The sequence below is a fragment of the Bacillus sp. FSL K6-2431 genome (genome assembly GCF_038005165.1).
Classification (GTDB): domain Bacteria; phylum Bacillota; class Bacilli; order Bacillales; family Bacillaceae; genus Bacillus; species Bacillus pumilus.
The window spans coordinates 1,494,453-1,516,958 of the sequence record NZ_JBBOSQ010000001.1 but is presented as its reverse complement, the minus strand read 5'-3'; the positions used below and the strand labels follow the sequence as shown (position 1 = coordinate 1,516,958).

Below are 22,506 nucleotides of genomic sequence, written 5' to 3'. Positions count from 1 at the left end.
AAGTCTAGGAAGGACGAGTACCAGAGCGGAGCGAATTTGACATTCGTGAGCACCGGAGCGCAGGACTGACAACGAATGCGAGGGTTTGTCTACACGCTGAAGGAAAGGGGAAGCCCTTTCCTTCATATAACACTACATTCCTTTTGTTTCTTCACCTGCTTTTGGAACTTCCCAAGCAGACTCGCGGAATACTTTCTCCCATTTCGATACGACAATACATGCAACGGCATGACCTGGAACATTCACACCTGTTCGTGCCATATCCATAATTCGATCGACACCGGCGATAATGGCGACGCCTTCTGCTGGAAGACCTACTGCATGGGCGGTTGCCAAAAGGACGACGAGTGAACCGGATGGCACCGCTGCAATCCCTTTACTCGTTAACACAAGAACAAGCATCATCAAAAGCTGCTGAGACAAACTCATGTCGACACCAAACGCTTGTGCAAGAAACACACAGGAAACCGATAAATATAAACTGGACCCATCACAATTGAGAGAAAGACCAGATGGAATGACAAAGGAGACAATTCTTTTCGGACAGCCGTATTTCTCCATTCGTGACATAAGCTGAGGAAGGACGGTTTCTGTACTTGTAGTAGAGAAGGCAACCAAGAACAAATCCCAAATCATTTTTAAAACTTCGAAGTAGTTAAAACGGAAGATCAGTGCGACCAGAGGGAACAAAGCAAAGAGAATAATGAATAATCCTAAAAATACAGTCCCAACAAGCTTCATCATCGGGATTAATAACACAATGCCATATTGACCAACAGAAGCAGCCATTAATGCAAGCACTCCAATAGGTGCTGTCACCATGACCATCTGCGTTAGCTTAAACATAATTTGTGCCACTGATTCAAAGAAGTTGAGAACAGGAGCGGATGCCTTACCGATACCGCTTGCCGCTACACCAAATAATATGGCGAAGAAAATGACAGCTAGTAAATCATTTTGAGCCATGACATCGACGATATTCGTTGGAATGATATCGAGTACCATTTGTTTAAAGTCGACGACTTTCTGCGTATAGCCGTCTAATTCACCAATATCTTTCTTAGCTAATTTAGAGAAATCAAGGCCAACGCCAGGCTTTAGAACATTAGCCAGCAATAGACCAATTCCTAGAACGATGGTTGTGATGACCTCAAACCAAATGATCGTCTTTAATCCTAGGCTTCCCATTTTCTTCATACCACCACTGCCGGCTGCACCAATAACAATGGTAGAGAAAACGATAGGAACAACAATCATTTTAATCAACCTGATGAATCCATCTCCAATTGGCCTGAGAGCCATCCCGAAGTCAGGAAAGAAATGGCCGATAAGAGCTCCTATCACCAAAGCGATCATGATTTGAAAAGCGACGAACTTTTTCATCATCTCCTACCCCCTTTAAATGCTTGGAAAATTTTAAGAATTTTCCAATAAATAAAAATTCTATGTGACCATGTTTTGTCCTCCTTTGGATTTAGAAAGATTTTATTTGAGAATCATTGAAATTATGAAGAAAGGGAAGAAAATAGGGCTATTGCATTTCTATTTATCTAAGAAAAAACGACTTCTTAAAAAACATGAAACTTTTTTAGAAAAATGTATTGACCCTTTTATGTGATCCATGGTATATTTTTATTCGTCGCTGATGACGTATTTGAAACAAAGACATTCAAACACATGCGACAAACAAATCTCAAAAAGATATTGACTTGATAAAAACGATATGTTAAGATAATTAAGTCGCCTGATTAAGCGCCCGTAGCTCAATTGGATAGAGCGTTTGACTACGGATCAAAAGGTTAGGGGTTCGACTCCTCTCGGGCGCGCCAATACAAACCACGCGGGTGTAGTTTAGTGGTAAAACCTCAGCCTTCCAAGCTGATGTCGTGAGTTCGATTCTCATCACCCGCTCCATTTTTTGAAATATGATCTTTGAAAACTAAACAAGACAAAACGTACCTGTTAATTCGAGTTTTTATAAAAAATCCTATGTTATATCATAGGTAGTCAGTCAAACGCTGACGAGGCAGGAAATGATCACATGCTAAGTTCGCTACATCGTGTAGCAACGCATGTGTGATATGCATCCTGCATACCTCGGAGAGTTTGATCCTGGCTCAGGACGAACGCTGGCGGCGTGCCTAATACATGCAAGTCGAGCGGACAGAAGGGAGCTTGCTCCCGGATGTTAGCGGCGGACGGGTGAGTAACACGTGGGTAACCTGCCTGTAAGACTGGGATAACTCCGGGAAACCGGAGCTAATACCGGATAGTTCCTTGAACCGCATGGTTCAAGGATGAAAGACGGTTTCGGCTGTCACTTACAGATGGACCCGCGGCGCATTAGCTAGTTGGTGGGGTAATGGCTCACCAAGGCGACGATGCGTAGCCGACCTGAGAGGGTGATCGGCCACACTGGGACTGAGACACGGCCCAGACTCCTACGGGAGGCAGCAGTAGGGAATCTTCCGCAATGGACGAAAGTCTGACGGAGCAACGCCGCGTGAGTGATGAAGGTTTTCGGATCGTAAAGCTCTGTTGTTAGGGAAGAACAAGTGCGAGAGTAACTGCTCGCACCTTGACGGTACCTAACCAGAAAGCCACGGCTAACTACGTGCCAGCAGCCGCGGTAATACGTAGGTGGCAAGCGTTGTCCGGAATTATTGGGCGTAAAGGGCTCGCAGGCGGTTTCTTAAGTCTGATGTGAAAGCCCCCGGCTCAACCGGGGAGGGTCATTGGAAACTGGGAAACTTGAGTGCAGAAGAGGAGAGTGGAATTCCACGTGTAGCGGTGAAATGCGTAGAGATGTGGAGGAACACCAGTGGCGAAGGCGACTCTCTGGTCTGTAACTGACGCTGAGGAGCGAAAGCGTGGGGAGCGAACAGGATTAGATACCCTGGTAGTCCACGCCGTAAACGATGAGTGCTAAGTGTTAGGGGGTTTCCGCCCCTTAGTGCTGCAGCTAACGCATTAAGCACTCCGCCTGGGGAGTACGGTCGCAAGACTGAAACTCAAAGGAATTGACGGGGGCCCGCACAAGCGGTGGAGCATGTGGTTTAATTCGAAGCAACGCGAAGAACCTTACCAGGTCTTGACATCCTCTGACAACCCTAGAGATAGGGCTTTCCCTTCGGGGACAGAGTGACAGGTGGTGCATGGTTGTCGTCAGCTCGTGTCGTGAGATGTTGGGTTAAGTCCCGCAACGAGCGCAACCCTTGATCTTAGTTGCCAGCATTTAGTTGGGCACTCTAAGGTGACTGCCGGTGACAAACCGGAGGAAGGTGGGGATGACGTCAAATCATCATGCCCCTTATGACCTGGGCTACACACGTGCTACAATGGACAGAACAAAGGGCTGCGAGACCGCAAGGTTTAGCCAATCCCATAAATCTGTTCTCAGTTCGGATCGCAGTCTGCAACTCGACTGCGTGAAGCTGGAATCGCTAGTAATCGCGGATCAGCATGCCGCGGTGAATACGTTCCCGGGCCTTGTACACACCGCCCGTCACACCACGAGAGTTTGCAACACCCGAAGTCGGTGAGGTAACCTTTATGGAGCCAGCCGCCGAAGGTGGGGCAGATGATTGGGGTGAAGTCGTAACAAGGTAGCCGTATCGGAAGGTGCGGCTGGATCACCTCCTTTCTAAGGATATATGGAGCAGTGTGCGTTTTCGTCTTGTTTAGTTTTGAAGGATCATTCCTTCAAGACATGTCTCTAGCGAGACAGGATTGTTCTTTGAAAACTAGATAACAATAAGTAATACATTCACATTGAATGCAATGCAAAGTTCATCACACATAGTGATTCTTTCTAAAGTAAGAAATGGTTAAGTTAGAAAGGGCGCACGGTGGATGCCTTGGCACTAGGAGCCGATGAAGGACGGGACGAACACCGATATGCTTCGGGGAGCTGTAAGCAAGCTTTGATCCGGAGATTTCCGAATGGGGAAACCCACTGCTCGTAATGGAGTAGTATCCATACTTGAATACATAGAGTATGAGAAGGCATACCCGGGGAACTGAAACATCTAAGTACCCGGAGGAAGAGAAAGCAAATGCGATTCCCTGAGTAGCGGCGAGCGAAACGGGAACAGCCCAAACCAAGAGGCTTGCCTCTTGGGGTTGTAGGACACTCTATACGGAGTTACAAAGGAACGATATAAGCGAAGAGGTCTGGAAAGGCCCGCCAAAGAAGGTAACAGCCCTGTAACTGAAATGTTGTTCTCTCCAGAGTGGATCCTGAGTACGGCGGAACACGTGAAATTCCGTCGGAATCCGGGAGGACCATCTCCCAAGGCTAAATACTCCCTAGTGACCGATAGTGAACCAGTACCGTGAGGGAAAGGTGAAAAGCACCCCGGAAGGGGAGTGAAATAGATCCTGAAACCGTGTGCCTACAAGTAGTCAGAGCCCGTTAAAGGGTGATGGCGTGCCTTTTGTAGAATGAACCGGCGAGTTACGATCCCGTGCAAGGTTAAGCAGAAGATGCGGAGCCGCAGCGAAAGCGAGTCTGAATAGGGCGCATGAGTACGTGGTCGTAGACCCGAAACCAGGTGATCTACCCATGTCCAGGGTGAAGTTCAGGTAACACTGAATGGAGGCCCGAACCCACGCACGTTGAAAAGTGCGGGGATGAGGTGTGGGTAGGGGTGAAATGCCAATCGAACCTGGAGATAGCTGGTTCTCTCCGAAATAGCTTTAGGGCTAGCCTCAAGGTAAGAGTCTCGGAGGTAGAGCACTGATTGGACTAGGGGCCCCTACCGGGTTACCGAATTCAGTCAAACTCCGAATGCCGATGACTTATCCTTGGGAGTCAGACTGCGAGTGATAAGATCCGTAGTCGAAAGGGAAACAGCCCAGACCGCCAGCTAAGGTCCCAAAGTATACGTTAAGTGGAAAAGGATGTGGAGTTGCTTAGACAACCAGGATGTTGGCTTAGAAGCAGCCACCATTTAAAGAGTGCGTAATAGCTCACTGGTCGAGTGACTCTGCGCCGAAAATGTACCGGGGCTAAACGTATCACCGAAGCTGCGGACTGTTCTTACGAACAGTGGTAGGAGAGCGTTCTAAGTGCTGTGAAGTCAGACCGGAAGGACTGGTGGAGCGCTTAGAAGTGAGAATGCCGGTATGAGTAGCGAAAGACGGGTGAGAATCCCGTCCACCGAATGCCTAAGGTTTCCTGAGGAAGGCTCGTCCGCTCAGGGTTAGTCGGGACCTAAGCCGAGGCCGAAAGGCGTAGGCGATGGACAACAGGTTGATATTCCTGTACCACCTCCTCACCATTTGAGCAATGGGGGGACGCAGGAGGATAGGGTAAGCGCGGTATTGGATATCCGCGTCCAAGCAGTTAGGCTGGGAAATAGGCAAATCCGTTTCCCGTAAAGGCTGAGCTGTGATGGCGAGCGAAATTTAGTAGCGAAGTTCCTGATTCCACACTGCCAAGAAAAGCCTCTAGCGAGGTGAGAGGTGCCCGTACCGCAAACCGACACAGGTAGGCGAGGAGAGAATCCTAAGGTGATCGAGAGAACTCTCGTTAAGGAACTCGGCAAAATGACCCCGTAACTTCGGGAGAAGGGGTGCTTCTTAGGGTGTTAAAGCCCCGAGAAGCCGCAGTGAATAGGCCCAGGCGACTGTTTAGCAAAAACACAGGTCTCTGCGAAGCCGTAAGGCGAAGTATAGGGGCTGACGCCTGCCCGGTGCTGGAAGGTTAAGAGGAGCGCTTAGCGTAAGCGAAGGTGCGAATTGAAGCCCCAGTAAACGGCGGCCGTAACTATAACGGTCCTAAGGTAGCGAAATTCCTTGTCGGGTAAGTTCCGACCCGCACGAAAGGCGCAACGATCTGGGCACTGTCTCAACGAGAGACTCGGTGAAATTATAGTACCTGTGAAGATGCAGGTTACCCGCGACAGGACGGAAAGACCCCGTGGAGCTTTACTGCAGCCTGATATTGAATGTTGGTACAGCTTGTACAGGATAGGTAGGAGCCTTGGAAACCGGAGCGCTAGCTTCGGTGGAGGCATCGGTGGGATACTACCCTGGCTGTATTGACCTTCTAACCCGCTGCCCTTATCGGGCAGGGAGACAGTGTCAGGTGGGCAGTTTGACTGGGGCGGTCGCCTCCTAAAATGTAACGGAGGCGCCCAAAGGTTCCCTCAGAATGGTTGGAAATCATTCGCAGAGTGTAAAGGCACAAGGGAGCTTGACTGCGAGACCTACAAGTCGAGCAGGGACGAAAGTCGGGCTTAGTGATCCGGTGGTTCCGCATGGAAGGGCCATCGCTCAACGGATAAAAGCTACCCCGGGGATAACAGGCTTATCTCCCCCAAGAGTCCACATCGACGGGGAGGTTTGGCACCTCGATGTCGGCTCATCGCATCCTGGGGCTGTAGTCGGTCCCAAGGGTTGGGCTGTTCGCCCATTAAAGCGGTACGCGAGCTGGGTTCAGAACGTCGTGAGACAGTTCGGTCCCTATCCGTCGCGGGCGCAGGAAATTTGAGAGGAGCTGTCCTTAGTACGAGAGGACCGGGATGGACGCACCGCTGGTGTACCAGTTGTTCTGCCAAGGGCATCGCTGGGTAGCTATGTGCGGACGGGATAAGTGCTGAAAGCATCTAAGCATGAAGCCCCCCTCAAGATGAGATTTCCCATTCCGCAAGGAAGTAAGATCCCTGAAAGATGATCAGGTTGATAGGTCTGAGGTGGAAGCGTGGTGACACGTGGAGCTGACAGATACTAATAGATCGAGGACTTAACCTATATTCTAATGTGAAGCTTGAACATTGTTATCTAGTTTTGAGAGAACATTCTCTCCATCAGGTTTGGTGGCGATAGCGAAGAGGTCACACCCGTTCCCATACCGAACACGGAAGTTAAGCTCTTCAGCGCCGATGGTAGTTGGGGGTCTCCCCCTGTGAGAGTAGGACGCCGCCAAGCTTGTTATATTTATATCGTCGCGGGGTGGAGCAGTTCGGTAGCTCGTCGGGCTCATAACCCGAAGGTCGCAGGTTCAAATCCTGCCCCCGCAACCAAATTATTTTATATACCAATGGGTAGTGCTCAGTGAGTGCAACCAAAATGGTCCGGTAGTTCAGTTGGTTAGAATGCCTGCCTGTCACGCAGGAGGTCGCGGGTTCGAGTCCCGTCCGGACCGCCATTTTTATGACTTGTAAACGAAAACGTATAGTTTCGTTTTTTTTTATGTCTTTTTCTTTTCATACGTATCCAATATACATTGAATGGCTTTGTGTTTGGTTACACGTTATGTAAAAAGAAAAGATAGATCACTTGAACCCAGCCTGGTTTTTTCATACCAGGCTTTCTTTATATCATTTTTAATTGAAACTGAAACTCATATTGGCTTACACTAATACTAATTATGTCTGACATCGTGTCTATTCAATCAATTGATTGCATGAAGGGGCTGTCTTTTTATGGATGAATTTGATCTTATTCGCCGAATTACACCAAAAGAAACACATCAGCGTTCTTTGGTTATGGGTATCGGAGATGATGCAAGTGTTTATCAACCTCATTCACATTGTGAAGAGGTCGTTTGTGTTGATACAATGGTGGAGCATGTTCATTTTCGCTTTGATTTTTCCACACCGTTTGAGATTGGCTTTAAAGCACTAGCGGTCAATGTCAGTGATATCGCCGCAATGGGAGGAACCCCAAAGTATTATCTTGTATCAATTGCGATCCCGCCTCATGGTGATGAGACGATCGTTTCAGCTCTTTACGAGGGAATGAGAGCATTGGCTGATAATTATCATATGGATTTGATTGGTGGAGATACGGTTGCCACTCGCAGTGACTTTGTCATTACAGTGACGGTCATTGGCGAGGTACCAAATGGAAAAGCTTGTTATCGTCACAGTGCTCAGACAGGAGACGTCGTCTTTGTCACAGGTGAGCTTGGTTCATCAGCTGCTGGCTTATCACTTTTAATGAACGAAGTAGCCCCTCCCAAGGCAGTCGACACAGCCTTTTTTCTTGAGCGTCATAAAAAGCCTCAGCCCCACATTGCTGCTGGCCTCATTTGCTCAAGCTTCCCGCGGGTCACCTTGAATGATGTGAGTGATGGATTAGCGAGTGAGCTGAATGAGATAGCTGAAGCGAGTCGTGTGACGATAGAGATAGAAGCAAACAAGCTCCCTGTACATCCAAATTTACCAGTGCTGCGTAAAGACTGGCTGGAATGGGTGTTATTTGGCGGGGAAGACTTTGTATTAACTGGTACAATTTCAGAGGCTGATTGGGATAGCTTTGAAATGCAATGTAGAAAAAAAGACATTCAAGTCAAACGCATTGGACAAGTCAAAGGTGATCAAGCAGCAAGCGTTCTATTAAAAGACAATGAACAGCAAACAATGTTAATGAAAAAAGGATATAATCATTTTAAGAAATGAGGTGACATCCACTGTGAAATTAACGTGGACGACAAAAGGTGCGGATGAGACGAAACGAATTGCAGCTGCATTGGCCAAACTTGTGATGCCAGGCGATGTTTTGACATTAGAAGGAGATTTAGGCGCAGGCAAAACGACTTTTTCAAAAGGTTTTGCAGGAGGCTTAGGGATTACCCGTATCGTCAACAGCCCTACCTTTACGATTATTAAAGAATATACCGATGGCAGACTGCCACTTTATCATATGGATGTGTACCGCATGGAAGATGCGGAAGAAGATATCGGGCTCGAAGAATATTTTGAGGGCGAAGGTGTATGCTTGGTTGAGTGGGCACATCTCATTGGACCTCAATTGCCTTCCTCCTACTTGAAAATAGAAATGCTAAGAACAGAACGTGAAGAAGAACGTCATCTTACGTTTAGTGCAAAAGGGGAACGCTATGAGACCCTTTGTAAGGAGATGAAAGAATTTGACCATACTGGCAATTGATACGTCAAACCATACACTAGGAATTGCCCTTGTCAAAGATTCCACAGTGATTGGTGAGAGCATTACGTATTTAAAAAAGAACCATTCCGTCCGAGCGATGCCGACTGTTGAGGCATTGATGAAAGAATGTGGTGTAGCCCCGAGTGAACTAAGTAAAATTGTTGTAGCAAAAGGACCTGGTTCCTACACTGGCGTCCGAATTGGTGTGACCATTGCCAAAACACTCGCATGGACGCTGTCTATCCCGATATCGGCTGTTTCGAGTTTAGAAACACTTGCGGCAAATGGTCAATACTTTGATGGATGGATCTCGCCACTATTCGATGCGAGAAGAGGACAAGTATATACTGGGCTATATACGTTTAAAGAAGGAAAAATCAAAGAGATCAAACCAGACCAAAATATCTTGCTCACGGATTGGCTTCATGAGCTGAAGCAGACAGGAAAGCCTGTCCTATTCCTTGGACAGGATGTGCATCTTCATGAAGAAAGCATTGGCTCCATTTTAGGAGAAACGGCTGTGATAGCGGAGGGAGCTTTTCATAACCCAAGACCTTCAATGCTTGCGTTTTTAGGGGCAGATCGTCCTGCTGAAGATGTCCATCAGCTTGTTCCTAACTATATTCGTTTGGCAGAAGCGGAAGTGAAATGGCTTGAAGGACAAAAATAATCTCAACATAACCGAGATTCGAAAAATGACGGTAGCGGACATTCCAGAGGTATATACGATTGAAGTGCATTCGTTTACTGCGCCTTGGAAAAAAGAATCATTTGTCTATGAGATTCTCCATAACCAGTACAGCCATTATTTCCTCATTGAAGAAGATGAGCAGCCTGTTGGCTATTGCGGGGTCTGGATCGTCATGGACGATGCACAAATTACGAACATTGCGATTCTCCCTGAGCATAGAGGAAAGGGTTACGGGGAAGCGTTGCTGCGATATGTCATGGAATTTTGTAAAGAAAAAAAGACAGATCATCTTTCTTTAGAGGTGCGGGTGTCGAATACACCTGCACAATCCCTTTATGAAAAGCTTGGTTTCAGACCAGCTTCTATTCGAAAGAATTATTATACGGATAATGGGGAAGATGCATTGGTCATGTGGGTGAATATAAATGAGTGAACAAACAGATCGATTTATATTAGGTATAGAGACAAGCTGTGATGAAACAGCGGCATCTATTGTGAAAAATGGGAAAGAAATTGTAGCGAATGTTGTCGCATCGCAAATAGAAAGCCATAAACGATTTGGCGGAGTTGTCCCAGAAATTGCTTCAAGGCATCACGTGGAGCAAGTCACCATCGTGTTAGAAGAAGTGATGGCACAGGCCAATATGAGCTTTCAGGATTTAGATGCCATTGCTGTCACAGAAGGACCGGGCTTAGTTGGTGCTCTTCTGATCGGTGTCAATGCAGCCAAGGCACTGAGCTTTGCTCATCAAATTCCTCTTGTTGGTGTACATCATATTGCGGGGCATATTTATGCAAACCAACTTGTAGATGAATTGCAGTTTCCATGTTTGGCTCTTGTTGTCTCTGGTGGACATACTGAGCTTGTACTAATGAAAGAGCACGGGTCTTTTGAGGTTATCGGAGAAACATTAGATGATGCGGCTGGAGAAGCTTACGATAAAGTGGCCCGGACGATGGGTCTCCCGTATCCAGGCGGACCTCATATTGATCGGTTAGCACATGAAGGAGAGCCAACGATTAAGCTTCCACGTGCATGGCTTGAAGAAGGTTCTTATCACTTTAGCTTTAGTGGATTAAAATCAGCTGTTATTAACACACTACACAATGCATCTCAAAAAGGAGAAACAATTGCTCCAGAGAATTTGGCAGCAAGTTTTCAAGCAAGTGTCATTGAGGTGCTTGTTGGGAAAACATTAAAAGCGGCAGAGGCCTATGGCGTCAAGCAAGTTGTCCTAGCTGGTGGAGTCGCTGCCAATAAAGGACTGAGAGAAGCTTTAACGACAGCATTCACGAAGCTTCCTGACGTGAAGGTCATTATTCCACCATTATCTCTTTGTACAGACAATGCAGCCATGATCGCTGCTGCTGGAACCATTGCGTTTGAAAAAGGTATAAGAGGCGATATGGCGATGAATGGCCAGCCGGGCTTACCGCTTGTCTCATATGAATGAAAACTCCTGTGGATACACAGGTTTTTTTCATTTTTAATGAAAGCGATTTATTCACAAGTAAACGTGATATATCCACAATTGTTAGAAAATTTCGTTTTAAAATGAAGTGGATGTGCACAAATACGTTCTTTTATGTGGATATGTGATTAAATCTCTGTGGATAAAGTGGATAAGTCCGATTTTTAAAAGAATAATAAAGAAGTTATTGTGGATATTAATGTGGATAAGAAATTTTCACTAAAAGAAAAAAGAGCACCCATTAGGGCACTCTTTACGATTCGGATAGCTCTTCCCACTCTGCGAAAAGGGATTCCAGCTCTTGATGAAGTGTATCGTTTTCTGTTTGAATGTTTTGGACCTTCTCGTGATCTTGAAAAATAGCAGGATCACATAGAAGCTCTTCATTTTCACCAAGCTTCGCTTCAATGACAGCAATCCGTTCTTCAATTTCCTCGATTCTGCGCTGCTTTTGTCTCTCTTTCTTTTTCAGTTCTTTTTCTTCCGCATAAGAAAGCTTTGCCGTTTCAACTGGCTTGGCTGCTTGTTTTTTCAGCGCTTCATTTTCTTGAATCGCTTCAAGCTCTAATTGTTCATTTTTCTTTTCAAGGTAGTAGTCATAATCACCGAGATACTCTTTTGTTTCTGTAGGCGACAGTTCGAATACTTTCGTTGCCAGACGGTTGATAAAATAACGGTCATGAGACACAAATAAGATGGTTCCTGGGTAATCAATCAGTGCATTTTCTAAAATTTCCTTACTATCTAAGTCTAAATGGTTCGTAGGCTCATCAAGTATCAGGAAATTGGCTTTTTGGAGCATCAGCTTTGCCAGGGCAAGGCGCGCTTTTTCTCCACCGCTTAATGCATGAACGGGCTTTAAGACGTCGTCACCGGAAAAGAGGAAGTTCCCTAAACATGTTCGAATTTCTTTTTCATTCATATGAGGATAGTCATCCCAAAGCTCATTCAGCACTTTTTTGGAGGATGTCAGTTTGGCTTGTTCTTGGTCATAGTAGCCGATTGTGACATGAGATCCAAAGGTGATGTCGCCTTTTACAGGCTTTATTGTGTTCGTTAACGTTTTTAAAAGGGTTGATTTCCCGATCCCATTAGGACCAATGAGTGCCACGCTATCCTCTCGTTTGATCTGAAAAGAAAGAGAGGATAGGAGCGGTGTTTTTTCATCATAACGAATGTCGAGATCATGTACCTTCAGCACATCATTGCCGCTTTGTCTCGTAATATCAAAATGAAAGTTTGCAGATTTTTCATCACCTAATGGCTTATCTATACGATCCATCCGTTCCAGCTGCTTGCGTCTGCTCTGAGCGCGCTTTGTGGTTGAGGCTCTTGCTAGATTGCGATCTACGAAATCCTGAAGCTTTGAGATTTCTTCTTGCTGCTTTTCGAAAAGCTTCATATCGCGCTCTAGCTGCTCAGCTTTCAGATCAAGATACTTACTATAGTTGCCTGCAAACTTTTTCATGGCAGTTCTTGAGACTTCATAAACATGGTTCACCACTTTGTCTAAGAAGTAGCGGTCATGGGACACGATCAGAATGGCGCCTGTATAATTTTGCAAATACTGCTCCAGCCATGATAAGGTATCAATATCTAAATGGTTGGTCGGCTCGTCCAGAATTAAGAGTTCTGGTTTCATTAATAAGAGCTTTCCAAGCGCTAGACGGGTTTTCTGGCCGCCGCTTAAGGATTGAACGGTTGTCCCATCTTCAAAGTGACTAAAGCCGAGCCCATGAAGAATGGAGCGGACGTCTGCTTCGTATTGATAGCCGCCTTGGTCTTTAAATTCCTGCTGTAGCCTGTCATAGGTTTTCATGAGGGAATCTAGCTCAGAACCTGTAGAGGAAGCCATTTTCTCCTCGATGGTTCTCATCTCTTGTTCCATCTTTTTCAAATGATCAAAAACCGATAATAATTCGTCTTTTAACGTACGTGTAGACGTCACATCGGTATGCTGTGCTAAATAGCCGATCGATAGGTCTTTCGGTTTGATGATCTCACCTTGCTCGTAAGACAATTGACCGGCAATGATTTTCAAAAGGGTGGATTTGCCTGCGCCGTTACGACCTACAATGGCAATCCGATCCCTTGCTTTGACTTCCAATTTTATATTCGTTAAAACGGTATCAGCACCAAACGATTTGGACAGCTGATTCACTTGTAGAATCATCATGTAACTTCACCTCTGCTATAATATGTTAAGTGTAGCTTATCAGCAGTAAACCAGCAAATGTTACATACAATCGCCATATTCAAATGAAAGACAGATAGGAAAAAATAGTGTATCATTTGAGTGAGGGAGCGTTGAAAAGATGAGTCAATTTAGCCACTTTAACGAACAGGGAAGAGCAAAGATGGTCGACATTAGTGACAAATCGTCTACCGTGAGAACCGCCGTTGCTGCTTCTAGCGTTCGTATGATAAAAGAAGTGTTTCATAAAATAGAGCAGCGTGAAATTGGAAAAGGCGATGTGCTGTCTGTTGCACAAGTTGCTGGCATCATGGCAGCAAAGCAAACATCTACCATCATTCCAATGTGTCATCCGCTTGCACTAAAAGGTGTGGATATCTCCTTTGATTGGGAGGAAGACGGAAATGCGCACATTCTGAACATACAAGTACAGGTGAAAACAAAAGGAAGTACGGGTGTGGAGATGGAAGCGCTCACTTCTGCTTCAGTATGTGCACTGACTGTTTACGACATGTGCAAAGCGATTGATAAAGGCATGATCATCGGTCCTACCTATTTAATTGAAAAGACAGGCGGGAAAAACGGTGATTTTCACAGAGCATCTGATATTTAAGTTGGAGGACCTTATATGAATATAGATCAGTCAAAAATTCCACAAGCGACAGCCAAACGTTTGCCGCTATATTACCGTTTTTTAAAAAATCTGCATGCATCAGGAAAACAAAGGGTGTCATCAGCAGAGCTTAGTGATGCAGTCAAAGTGGATTCTGCTACCATTCGCCGAGATTTTTCGTACTTTGGTGCACTTGGGAAGAAAGGGTATGGCTATAATGTCGATTACCTATTGACCTTCTTTAGAAAGACACTTGACCAAGATGAAATGACCAATGTCATGCTCATCGGTGTCGGTAATTTAGGGACTGCATTTTTACACTATAATTTCATCAAAAACAATAATACAAAAATTTCAATGGCTTTTGATGTCAATGAGAGTAAAATAGGAAGTGAGATAGGCGGCGTGCCTGTCTATGATTTGGATAAGCTTGAAGAGCATGTTCAAGAGGTAGGAGATATTCCTGTTGCCATTTTGACAGTACCTGCCGTAGCAGCTCAACCCATTACAGATCGTTTGATTGCCCTTGGCATCAAAGGAATCCTTAATTTTACGCCGGCTCGATTGAATGTGCCGGAACACATTCGAATTCATCATATAGATTTGGCGGTTGAACTTCAGTCACTTGTGTATTTCTTAAAGCATTACTCTGTTACACAGGAGGATTGACGAAAAGGGGTAAAGGGGGTGGAGCAAATGGGTCCGATCGGTCCTGGAAGTTTGGTTCTGATTGCGATTGTTGCGCTCATTATTTTTGGGCCGAAAAAGCTTCCTGAATTAGGAAGAGCAGCAGGAGATACATTACGTGAATTCAAAAATGCCACAAAAGGTTTAGCTGATGATCAGGAAGAAAAAAAGAAAAAAGAAGATCAGTAGAATAGGATGAGCTTCATGAATGTCAAAGATATGCCGCTTATGGAGCATATTGTGGAACTGCGAAAACGTTTAGTGATCATTGCGATGTTTTTTGTCGCCTTTATGGTGGCTGGTTTTTTTCTTGCTAAGCCGGTCATTGTGTATTTACAAAATACCGATGAAGCGGCCACACTGACACTGAATGCATTTAAGCTCACAGATCCGCTGTACGTGTTTATGCAGTTCGCATTTGTCATTGCTTTGGTTTTGACGTGTCCCGTGATTTTATATCAGCTTTGGGCGTTTGTGAGCCCCGGCTTATATGAAAAAGAAAGAAAGGTGACACTTGCTTATATTCCGATTGCACTGCTTTTATTTTTGAGCGGTGTGGCTTTCTCTTATTTTATTTTGTTTCCGTTTGTCGTTGATTTTATGATGCGAATGTCGAATGATTTAAATGTAGAGCAAGTCATTGGGATTCATGAGTATTTTACATTTCTGATGCAGTTAACACTTCCATTTGGCTTTTTGTTTCAGATGCCCGTTGTGTTGATGTTTCTCACAAGACTTGGCATCATCACACCGATGTTTTTATCAAAAATACGGAAGTATGCCTATTTTGTCCTCCTTGTCATTGCCGCACTCATTACACCACCAGAGCTTGTTTCTCACCTCATGGTTACCTTGCCGATGCTCGTTTTATACGAAGTGAGTATCGTCATTTCGAGAGTGACCTATCGCAAAATGCAGCAAACAGAGGAGAAAGAAAGTTATGATGTCACATAAAAAAGCATCGTGATCCAAATAAGGGTCACGATGCTTTTTCTATTATGAAAGGAATTGATTGATCGCTTGAAATAGATGCTGATAATAGGAAGGCTCATGCGGGACAAAATCTTGTATACAGACTACTCTGCTTTTCTCACGTCGTTCTCCGAATTCATCAACTTCAAAGCCATCAAGCTGCATGTTTTCAAATTTTCTTGTGAAAAGCTGCTGTGCATCCATTAGCTTTGCTCTGTAAAGTCCAGCGACTTCTTCCTTTTGTAATTGAATGTTCATCTGCTCTTCTTGATGGACGTAAAGATAGACATGGCAACATTCACGATCAGTAAAACCGGGTAGATGGATTTCCTCCTGTATAACACCTGCAAAGGCTAGATCTTCAAAAGGGACAGTAAGACCAAGCTCTTCTTCTACCTCTCTCACACCGTCAGAAGGCTGTTCATTTGCAAGAAGATGACCTGCTGCGGTGATATCAAAAAGAGAAGGGAAATCCTTTTTTGCGGGACTTCTTAGCTGAAAATAGAGATAGATGGTGTCATGTTCCTTTTTGAGAAGCCAAAAATGAAAGGTTTCATGCCAAAGGCCTTGGGCATGGATATCTGATCGGGCAGCGACTCCAATCGTTTCATGCTGCTCATTTAAGATGTTCAGTTTTTCTTGTTCCATGAAAACTTGTCCTCCATAAAAAAACCATTTTCCAAGTGCGGAAAATGGTTTTTGATTTATTTTTGCTGCTGTTTTTTGAGTTTGACAGAGAAGGCAAACATTTTAAGCGCGATATTAATATTATAGGCCGCAAACACCATCAGCAAAATGCTGTAAAATGACCACATGTCACCTGGATTTTGAATGGCCATATAGGTGAAAGCCACACCTACGGCAAAATAAATGATGCCCCATACAACAGGGTTTCTCATGAGAAAAAGCCTCCAATAATCATTTGCATTGTTTGAGATTGTTCTTCAATCATTTTTCTTACTGGCTCAATCTGCACAAGAATAACGAGTGAGTTCATCAGCATATGAGCACCGATTGGAACAATGATTCGTTTTGTTTTCGCATATAAAAAGGCAAAGGTAAAGCCCATTGCGGTATAAAGAAAGAAGTGGTCAAAATCAGAATGTGCAGCAGCGAAAAATACTGAACTAACAAGTGCCGCAATAAAAAAATTCGACCTTTCATAAATTACACCAAAAACGATTTTTCGGAAAATAATCTCCTCAAGTATCGGTCCAATTAGTGCAATAATAACAACCAGAAAAGGAAAAGCATCCATAATAGATAAGATATTTTGCGTGTTTTCTGACTCACGTCCAATGCCGAATGCATATTGTTCAATCATTCCTGCAATCGATTGAGTTAGAAGTGATAGAAAGAAACCACCAATGATCCAAGCGATTGCCGCGCCGACTGAAGCCGGTGCCTCATTTCGAAGTGAAGCTTTTGGCACAGTCCGAAGAATGAGCAGAATAATGATTAATCCGACACAGAAGCTGATAATTGTCCATGTACCTGACAATTTAGAGAGCTCTGCTTGTGTCATCGGTGTCTGAATGTAACCTAACCACTTCATGATGAATACATACGGAAACGCAGAAAACTGCACCAATATATACGTTAAGATGATGTACCAATATTGTTTTTTCAAGTAACGAAAACCCCTTTACTAAAAGAACTAGATTTATTGTAACACAAGTCTTCTTTTTCGATGAAAAGGAAAGAATCTGAGTTGAAAAAAGATCATGAAAGCGTAAAAATTTTTAAAGGTTTTTACTTGAAATTGCAGAAGACATTCTTTATTATAATAAATGTGTTAGCACTCACTGGTGATGAGTGCTAAAAAAAGACTACATATAAAAATTGAGGAGGTTGTTTCTTATGTTAAAGCCATTAGGCGATCGCGTAATCATTGAACTCGTTGAATCTGAGGAAAAAACCGCTAGCGGTATTGTGTTACCGGATTCTGCAAAAGAAAAACCGCAAGAAGGTAAAATTGTTGCAGCAGGTTCAGGTCGTGTACTTGAAAGTGGTGAGCGCGTTGCGTTAGAAGTAAACACAGGCGACCGCATTATCTTCTCAAAATATGCAGGCACTGAAGTGAAATATGAAGGCAAAGAATATTTAATTCTTCGTGAGAGCGACATTTTAGCTGTTATTGGTTAATCACATAAAAAACATTGAGATACATTTTTAAAAAGACTGAGGAGGTTTCGTTATTATGGCAAAAGATATTAAGTTCAGTGAAGAAGCACGTCGCGCGATGCTACGTGGTGTAGATGCACTTGCAGATGCTGTAAAAGTAACTTTAGGACCTAAAGGACGTAACGTGGTTCTTGAGAAAAAATTCGGTTCTCCACTTATCACAAATGATGGTGTAACGATCGCAAAAGAAATCGAATTAGAAGATGCATTTGAAAACATGGGTGCAAAACTTGTGGCTGAAGTTGCAAGCAAAACAAACGACGTAGCTGGTGACGGTACAACGACTGCAACAGTTCTAGCTCAAGCGATGATCCGTGAAGGTCTTAAAAACGTAACAGCTGGTGCAAACCCTGTTGGCGTTCGTAAAGGGATCGAAGAAGCAGTGAAAGTAGCACTTGAAGGCTTGCACGAGATTTCTAAACCAATCGAAGGCAAAGAATCAATTGCTCAAGTTGCGTCTATTTCTGCAGCAGATGAAGAAGTGGGAAGCCTAATCGCTGAAGCAATGGAGCGTGTAGGTAACGACGGCGTGATCACAATCGAAGAATCTAAAGGGTTCACAACTGAGCTTGAAGTGGTTGAAGGAATGCAGTTTGACCGCGGATATGCATCACCATACATGGTGACAGATTCTGATAAGATGGAAGCAGTTCTTGAAAATCCTTACATCTTAATCACTGATAAAAAAATCACAAACATTCAAGAAATCCTTCCTGTACTTGAGCAAGTTGTACAACAAGGAAAACCATTGTTGCTCATTGCTGAAGATGTAGAAGGCGAAGCACTTGCAACACTTGTTGTGAACAAACTTCGTGGTACATTCAACGCAGTAGCAGTAAAAGCACCTGGATTCGGTGATCGTCGTAAAGCAATGCTTGAAGACATCTCTGTTCTAACTGGCGGAGAGTTAATCACAGAAGATCTAGGACTTGACCTAAAATCAACTGAAATCGGTCAGCTTGGCCGCGCTTCTAAAGTCGTTGTGACAAAAGAAAACACAACCATCGTAGAAGGCTCAGGAGATTCTGCTCAAATCGCAGCACGCGTCAACCAAATCCGTGCGCAAGTTGAAGAAACAACTTCTGAATTCGATAAAGAAAAATTACAAGAACGTCTTGCAAAACTAGCTGGTGGCGTCGCTGTCATCAAAGTTGGTGCTGCAACTGAAACAGAACTAAAAGAGCGTAAACTACGTATCGAAGATGCCTTGAACTCAACTCGTGCAGCAGTTGAAGAAGGTATCGTATCCGGTGGTGGTACAGCACTTGTGAATGTATACAAAAAAGTCGCTTCAATCGAAGCAGATGGTGACGTTCAAACAGGTGTAAACATCGTTCTACGTTCTCTTGAAGAGCCAATCCGCCAAATCGCTCACAACGCAGGTCTTGAAGGATCAGTCATCGTTGAGCGCTTGAAAAACGAAGAAATTGGCGTAGGCTTCAACGCAGCAACAAACGAATGGGTAAACATGATCGAAAAAGGAATCGTTGACCCAACAAAAGTAACTCGCTCTGCACTTCAAAACGCAGCTTCTGTTGCAGCAATGCTTCTAACAACTGAAGCAGTCGTTGCTGACAAACCAGAAGAAGGCGGCTCAGGCGGCGGAATGCCAGATATGGGCGGCATGGGTGGAATGGGCGGAATGATGTAATTACGGATTTAAACCCTTATTAATCAAGGGTTTAACCGTAAGTCGCACTCATTTTGGTGCCATTTTGATACCACATAGAAAAATTAGAGGCTTTTCATTAGTTCTCCGAACTTTTGAGAAGCTTCTTTTTTCTGTCTTTTGTAATGTAGATGAGTTTTTTGATTTGAAAATTCATACATTGCATTGGTTAGCTCGCACCATGGCCGCCCAGAAGGAGACTTTTTTGATGTTGAAAGCTGTATAATTGAATATAGAGAAGTAAAAGTGATCATATTAAATCACCTTTAGGAAATTCCCCGCTTCATTTTACAGAAGGTCATAAAAATACATATAACTAGGCAATGCATTGGTAGAATGATATAATACGCGCTCCAATCCCTTAATATATAGGGATTTTATGTAAGAATAGAGCGGGTTGTTAACATGAAGTTTTTAACGAAGGCTTCTCTTAAGTTGAACAAACTTGTGGGAAGCCTCTTTTTTCATTTATTATTTAACATTGTAATAAGTCGTTCGTTCGATTACTTGATGTTGTGCTTCTTTGTAGCGGTTTTATACATCGTTTTTAGGGCAGAAAAATATTAAAAAAGAAGTCGCTCTTCCACAATATGAGCGGCTCCTTATTGTTTATATGTGATTTATAAATCTTTGTATAATTCACACATTCTATTTGTTTAATAATCTTTTTAGCATACTTTTGGGTTTTACAGGATTTGAACTTTCAAGGATAAGGGTAGATAACTTCCCAAGCATTTCAGTTAATTCACTTTCGAATTCTAAGGTGTTATCATCAGTATTTGTATGAGCGTGAACCAACTCGTGTACAAGTGTACCTGCGAATGATTGTATATTTTTCAGTTGGCTACGTTTAATGATAATTCGTTTAGTGGACGGCTCCCATAACCCAAGTGCATCATTACCCGTATAATTGTCTGGCCGCATTGAATTGGAAATCACTATATCATTGACGAGATTACTCTTTTTTGGGAACCAACTTACAATGATATCTTTGTAATTGAAAATTTCTTTTTCTTTAGCCGTTAATTGGTTGACTTTTACGATATCAAATTCGAATTGTTCGTTCCATTCTAACGCATAAGTTTCCAAATTTCTGAAGTTATTACCATTCAGATCTTTACTAGTTTCAAGTTTATTCGCTAGTGAATCAGGAACAGTAATGATACGTATCCCTTCCTCCTTTGCGTAATTTAAGTATTTACCGCCATCCATTAAATCATAAGCACTTAAAAACATCACTTTTTTGTCCTTGCTACTTAATATTTTACAGGCGTGTAGTTGAACATCAACCCATTGTAATTCATCGTGATAATCTCCTGTTTGAATCCTTTGTAAATCATCCACCAGCTTTCTAGCAAATGTTGGGCTCTTACATTCTAAGAGAATAGACTTCACCCTGTCTGTGTAAGCACTTCTTCCTACATTTGTTCGCTCCCGATTTAAAGATTGACGAAGTTTCTTAGTGGTGGAAGTGATATTGTAAGAAAAGAGTAAATTGTCTTCCTCAGCTACACAAATTCCGTTAACGTAAATTCTTGAACGTTTTTTTTTGTTTTCAATGAGTTCCCCATACTTCGTTTTTTCAATTGTCTTTTCTCCGGAATAAAGTAAGAAGAAATCCTTGGCTTTTTCGATATCATCATCTTTGAGACCAGTAAACGTAAAGTCTGTGCCTACCAAATTAGGATTAGTCGGACTATGGACGATGGCGTGCAAGGTTACCAGATCGTCAAAGTCTCCCTTAGATAACTTCTTTATTGTAATATCACTATATTTTGATTGGATGAGGATTTCTACGTTCCTTCGATCGAATGTCGCCAATGCATCTTTTAAACCTACCCCGAATTTACCAATGACTTTATCTGGGTTCTCTGTCTTTTCTATATTCTCGTTTTGCGTTAGATGTTCATACTTTAGACCTCTCCCAAAATCTTTGATATGCCATTTATTATCTTCATCTTTAAAAATAAGGGGCTCTTTCGTGTTCGTTAAATTTGATTCATCCAGTGCATTTGCTATGATTTCTCTTAAGGCGTGAGGAATAGTCCAGTGCTCTAATACTTTTTCGATGTTCAAATCGAACTTTTTCATTATTAATGCTTCTCCTTTTTAATTGGTATTTTTTATAAGATGATTATACCTCATACTTTTGAAACTAGACTATAAATTGATGTTTATTTGTGGTTTTGTACCTCAAAATAGAACCTGTTAGTATATTCAAGATTGTCTCTTCTTTAATCTAAAATTATCCTCTGTATAAAAATATTTCTAAAATAGAAAAATATAAGTTGTGAAATATGATGTTATTTGTCATTGTGATCATATATAAAAAAAATTGAAGTGGTTGATATGACCGACTTCAGAGAGTTTTTATGGGAGACGCTGTCTGAGGAACTATTAAGAGAAGCAAAATGAAAAGCACTGTAGGCTTTAGATTGTGCTCGCATCATTGAAAAGCTGATGCAGAGGGGGAAGTGGAAATGGCTGAAACAATGAAAGAGAGAGTAAAGGACGTATAAGAAAACCAATCTTATAATCAAGAGTGCTTTTTTGTTTTCAGAGAGATATGAGATACCTTGGTTTATAATGTCACATTTTCTTTAAAATTACATAAAAAAATCCACTATTTCCATAAAAAATCAGATCAATTCCTTATAATAAAAGTATCTGAGAATGGGGAGTGAGTCGAGATGGACCAAAACTTGCTGCAAATGAATCAAGTGAGATCAGAGGATGAATTAGCGGTTGTGAATATATCTTCTACAGAAATTGGGGCGCTGTCAAAGGAAGCGGCTGAGCGAATTTTACAAACGAACGATACGGATAATATTCATCAACTGATGTATGTTCCGATTGAAAAGAAAGCAGATTTGCATTGGTTGATTCAACGTGTTGGACAGGCGTTAGAAGATGAGGATGACGATAACGTTGCACTTGAATTGGCTGATTTGCTCTATTTCTTTGTCATTCCATTTTATAAGGAGTATATTTTGAGGGAACATCATTTGTATGAGTGTATAGATGATCTGTTGGTACGATTAGCATCGTGGGCTCACTCAGATATTCACACACTGGTCGATGCGATGAGAGACGATTTGTCTGTATAAACTTGAAAAAAGCTTGTAG

Annotated in this window: 18 protein-coding genes, 4 tRNA genes and 3 rRNA genes; 19 read left to right on the top strand and 6 right to left on the bottom strand. The window is 43.1% G+C overall.

Annotated elements, in window-relative coordinates:
- Positions 1-132: 132 nt before the first annotated feature.
- Positions 133-1,383: a glutamate-aspartate/proton symporter GltP gene (gene gltP / locus MHH40_RS07545; RefSeq protein ID WP_034620243.1), complete on the bottom strand. Its 1,251-nt coding sequence runs from the start codon at positions 1,381-1,383 to the stop codon at positions 133-135.
- A gap of 369 nt (positions 1,384-1,752) precedes the next feature.
- Between gltP and MHH40_RS07540 the strand changes: the two genes are divergently transcribed.
- The 12 genes from MHH40_RS07540 (at position 1,753) to tsaD (ending at position 11,043) form a co-directional block, all read left to right on the top strand.
- Positions 1,753-1,829 (top strand) — tRNA-Arg (locus MHH40_RS07540).
- An 11-nt stretch (positions 1,830-1,840) separates the two neighbouring features.
- A tRNA-Gly gene (locus MHH40_RS07535) sits at positions 1,841-1,914 on the top strand.
- Positions 1,915-2,094: 180 nt separating this feature from the next.
- Positions 2,095-3,643: ribosomal RNA gene (locus tag MHH40_RS07530) — 16S ribosomal RNA — on the top strand.
- 182 nt (positions 3,644-3,825) lie between these two features.
- Positions 3,826-6,756: ribosomal RNA gene (locus MHH40_RS07525) — 23S ribosomal RNA — on the top strand.
- A gap of 61 nt (positions 6,757-6,817) precedes the next feature.
- A 5S ribosomal RNA gene (rrf, locus tag MHH40_RS07520) occupies positions 6,818-6,933 on the top strand.
- Together the 16S, 23S and 5S rRNA genes with 4 tRNA genes alongside form the textbook arrangement of a ribosomal RNA operon.
- Before the next feature lie 18 nt (positions 6,934-6,951).
- A tRNA-Met gene (locus MHH40_RS07515) sits at positions 6,952-7,028 on the top strand.
- A 48-nt stretch (positions 7,029-7,076) separates the two neighbouring features.
- A tRNA-Asp gene (locus MHH40_RS07510) sits at positions 7,077-7,153 on the top strand.
- Positions 7,154-7,430: 277 nt separating this feature from the next.
- Entirely contained in the window at positions 7,431-8,408 is a 978-nt protein-coding gene (gene thiL, locus MHH40_RS07505) for a thiamine-phosphate kinase (RefSeq protein ID WP_310026565.1), read from the top strand.
- 13 nt (positions 8,409-8,421) lie between these two features.
- Positions 8,422-8,898, top strand: coding sequence for a tRNA (adenosine(37)-N6)-threonylcarbamoyltransferase complex ATPase subunit type 1 TsaE (gene tsaE, locus MHH40_RS07500; RefSeq protein ID WP_003214433.1), 477 nt, complete (start codon positions 8,422-8,424; stop codon positions 8,896-8,898).
- Positions 8,879-9,568, top strand: coding sequence for a tRNA (adenosine(37)-N6)-threonylcarbamoyltransferase complex dimerization subunit type 1 TsaB (gene tsaB / locus MHH40_RS07495; protein ID WP_050945669.1), 690 nt, complete (start codon positions 8,879-8,881; stop codon positions 9,566-9,568). Before tsaE ends, tsaB begins: the two co-directional genes overlap by 20 nt.
- Positions 9,569-9,593: 25 nt before the next feature.
- Entirely contained in the window at positions 9,594-10,022 is a 429-nt protein-coding gene (gene rimI, locus MHH40_RS07490; RefSeq protein ID WP_003214231.1) for a ribosomal protein S18-alanine N-acetyltransferase, read from the top strand.
- A complete protein-coding gene (gene tsaD / locus MHH40_RS07485) occupies positions 10,015-11,043 on the top strand; it encodes a tRNA (adenosine(37)-N6)-threonylcarbamoyltransferase complex transferase subunit TsaD (protein ID WP_106036096.1) in 1,029 nt (342 codons plus the stop codon). The genes rimI and tsaD overlap by 8 nt, the downstream gene beginning before the upstream one ends.
- Before the next feature lie 271 nt (positions 11,044-11,314).
- On the opposite strand, the gene MHH40_RS07480 is transcribed toward tsaD, so the two are convergent.
- Positions 11,315-13,237, bottom strand: coding sequence for an ABC-F family ATP-binding cassette domain-containing protein (locus tag MHH40_RS07480; protein WP_226804706.1), 1,923 nt, complete (start codon positions 13,235-13,237; stop codon positions 11,315-11,317).
- Positions 13,238-13,376: 139 nt separating this feature from the next.
- Between MHH40_RS07480 and moaC the strand changes: the two genes are divergently transcribed.
- Genes moaC through tatC form a run of 4 tightly spaced genes read left to right on the top strand, consistent with a single transcriptional unit; the run spans position 13,377 to position 15,509 of the window.
- The gene (gene moaC / locus MHH40_RS07475; RefSeq protein ID WP_003214058.1) at positions 13,377-13,868 is read left to right on the top strand and encodes a cyclic pyranopterin monophosphate synthase MoaC; all 492 of its coding nucleotides are present in this window, start codon (positions 13,377-13,379) and stop codon (positions 13,866-13,868) included.
- Positions 13,869-13,883: 15 nt separating this feature from the next.
- Positions 13,884-14,537: a redox-sensing transcriptional repressor Rex gene (locus tag MHH40_RS07470; protein ID WP_003214118.1), complete on the top strand. Its 654-nt coding sequence runs from the start codon at positions 13,884-13,886 to the stop codon at positions 14,535-14,537.
- A gap of 27 nt (positions 14,538-14,564) precedes the next feature.
- Complete coding sequence (locus tag MHH40_RS07465) at positions 14,565-14,744, top strand: twin-arginine translocase TatA/TatE family subunit (RefSeq protein WP_003214302.1); 180 nt, start codon at positions 14,565-14,567, stop codon at positions 14,742-14,744.
- A 15-nt stretch (positions 14,745-14,759) separates the two neighbouring features.
- The gene (tatC, locus tag MHH40_RS07460) at positions 14,760-15,509 is read left to right on the top strand and encodes a twin-arginine translocase subunit TatC (RefSeq protein WP_003214196.1); all 750 of its coding nucleotides are present in this window, start codon (positions 14,760-14,762) and stop codon (positions 15,507-15,509) included.
- Between the two features lie 42 nt (positions 15,510-15,551).
- On the opposite strand, the gene MHH40_RS07455 is transcribed toward tatC, so the two are convergent.
- From MHH40_RS07455 to MHH40_RS07445, 3 genes are read right to left on the bottom strand one after another with little or no spacing between them, the layout of a single operon-like run.
- Complete coding sequence (locus tag MHH40_RS07455; RefSeq protein ID WP_226804707.1) at positions 15,552-16,175, bottom strand: NUDIX hydrolase; 624 nt, start codon at positions 16,173-16,175, stop codon at positions 15,552-15,554.
- 56 nt (positions 16,176-16,231) lie between these two features.
- Positions 16,232-16,426: a YdiK family protein gene (locus tag MHH40_RS07450; protein ID WP_003213897.1), complete on the bottom strand. Its 195-nt coding sequence runs from the start codon at positions 16,424-16,426 to the stop codon at positions 16,232-16,234.
- Positions 16,423-17,157, bottom strand: coding sequence for a CPBP family intramembrane glutamic endopeptidase (locus tag MHH40_RS07445; protein ID WP_268458106.1), 735 nt, complete (start codon positions 17,155-17,157; stop codon positions 16,423-16,425). Before MHH40_RS07445 ends, MHH40_RS07450 begins: the two co-directional genes overlap by 4 nt.
- A gap of 230 nt (positions 17,158-17,387) precedes the next feature.
- Here MHH40_RS07445 and groES point away from each other — a divergent pair, with 230 nt between their 5' ends.
- Positions 17,388-17,672 (top strand): co-chaperone GroES, encoded by a 285-nt coding sequence (gene groES, locus MHH40_RS07440; RefSeq protein WP_003214120.1) that lies wholly within the window; start codon positions 17,388-17,390, stop codon positions 17,670-17,672.
- Between the two features lie 55 nt (positions 17,673-17,727).
- Positions 17,728-19,362 (top strand): chaperonin GroEL, encoded by a 1,635-nt coding sequence (gene groL, locus MHH40_RS07435; RefSeq protein ID WP_012009082.1) that lies wholly within the window; start codon positions 17,728-17,730, stop codon positions 19,360-19,362.
- Positions 19,363-20,028: 666 nt separating this feature from the next.
- On the opposite strand, the gene MHH40_RS07430 is transcribed toward groL, so the two are convergent.
- A complete protein-coding gene (locus MHH40_RS07430) occupies positions 20,029-21,471 on the bottom strand; it encodes an ATP-binding protein (RefSeq protein WP_137055472.1) in 1,443 nt (480 codons plus the stop codon).
- Positions 21,472-22,070: 599 nt separating this feature from the next.
- On the opposite strand from MHH40_RS07430, the gene MHH40_RS07425 reads away from it, so the two are divergent.
- Positions 22,071-22,487, top strand: a complete 417-nt coding sequence (locus MHH40_RS07425) for a hypothetical protein (protein WP_268458113.1) — start codon at positions 22,071-22,073, stop codon at positions 22,485-22,487.
- Positions 22,488-22,506: the final 19 nt, after the last annotated feature.

Bases quoted from the DNA above. Each gene is read 5' to 3' on its own strand.
- tsaD (WP_106036096.1), top strand. From the start codon at position 10,015: ATGAGTGAACAAACAGATCGATTTATATTAGGTATAGAGACAAGCTGT.
- MHH40_RS07425 (WP_268458113.1), top strand. From the start codon at position 22,071: ATGGACCAAAACTTGCTGCAAATGAATCAAGTGAGATCAGAGGATGAA.
- MHH40_RS07465 (WP_003214302.1), top strand. From the start codon at position 14,565: ATGGGTCCGATCGGTCCTGGAAGTTTGGTTCTGATTGCGATTGTTGCG.
- MHH40_RS07470 (WP_003214118.1), top strand. From the start codon at position 13,884: ATGAATATAGATCAGTCAAAAATTCCACAAGCGACAGCCAAACGTTTG.
- moaC (WP_003214058.1), top strand. From the start codon at position 13,377: ATGAGTCAATTTAGCCACTTTAACGAACAGGGAAGAGCAAAGATGGTC.
- gltP (WP_034620243.1), bottom strand. From the start codon at position 1,383: ATGAAAAAGTTCGTCGCTTTTCAAATCATGATCGCTTTGGTGATAGGA.
- MHH40_RS07480 (WP_226804706.1), bottom strand. From the start codon at position 13,237: ATGATGATTCTACAAGTGAATCAGCTGTCCAAATCGTTTGGTGCTGAT.
- rimI (WP_003214231.1), top strand. From the start codon at position 9,594: ATGACGGTAGCGGACATTCCAGAGGTATATACGATTGAAGTGCATTCG.
- groES (WP_003214120.1), top strand. From the start codon at position 17,388: ATGTTAAAGCCATTAGGCGATCGCGTAATCATTGAACTCGTTGAATCT.
- MHH40_RS07430 (WP_137055472.1), bottom strand. From the start codon at position 21,471: ATGAAAAAGTTCGATTTGAACATCGAAAAAGTATTAGAGCACTGGACT.
- thiL (WP_310026565.1), top strand. From the start codon at position 7,431: ATGGATGAATTTGATCTTATTCGCCGAATTACACCAAAAGAAACACAT.
- MHH40_RS07450 (WP_003213897.1), bottom strand. From the start codon at position 16,426: ATGAGAAACCCTGTTGTATGGGGCATCATTTATTTTGCCGTAGGTGTG.
- groL (WP_012009082.1), top strand. From the start codon at position 17,728: ATGGCAAAAGATATTAAGTTCAGTGAAGAAGCACGTCGCGCGATGCTA.
- tatC (WP_003214196.1), top strand. From the start codon at position 14,760: ATGAATGTCAAAGATATGCCGCTTATGGAGCATATTGTGGAACTGCGA.
- MHH40_RS07455 (WP_226804707.1), bottom strand. From the start codon at position 16,175: ATGGAACAAGAAAAACTGAACATCTTAAATGAGCAGCATGAAACGATT.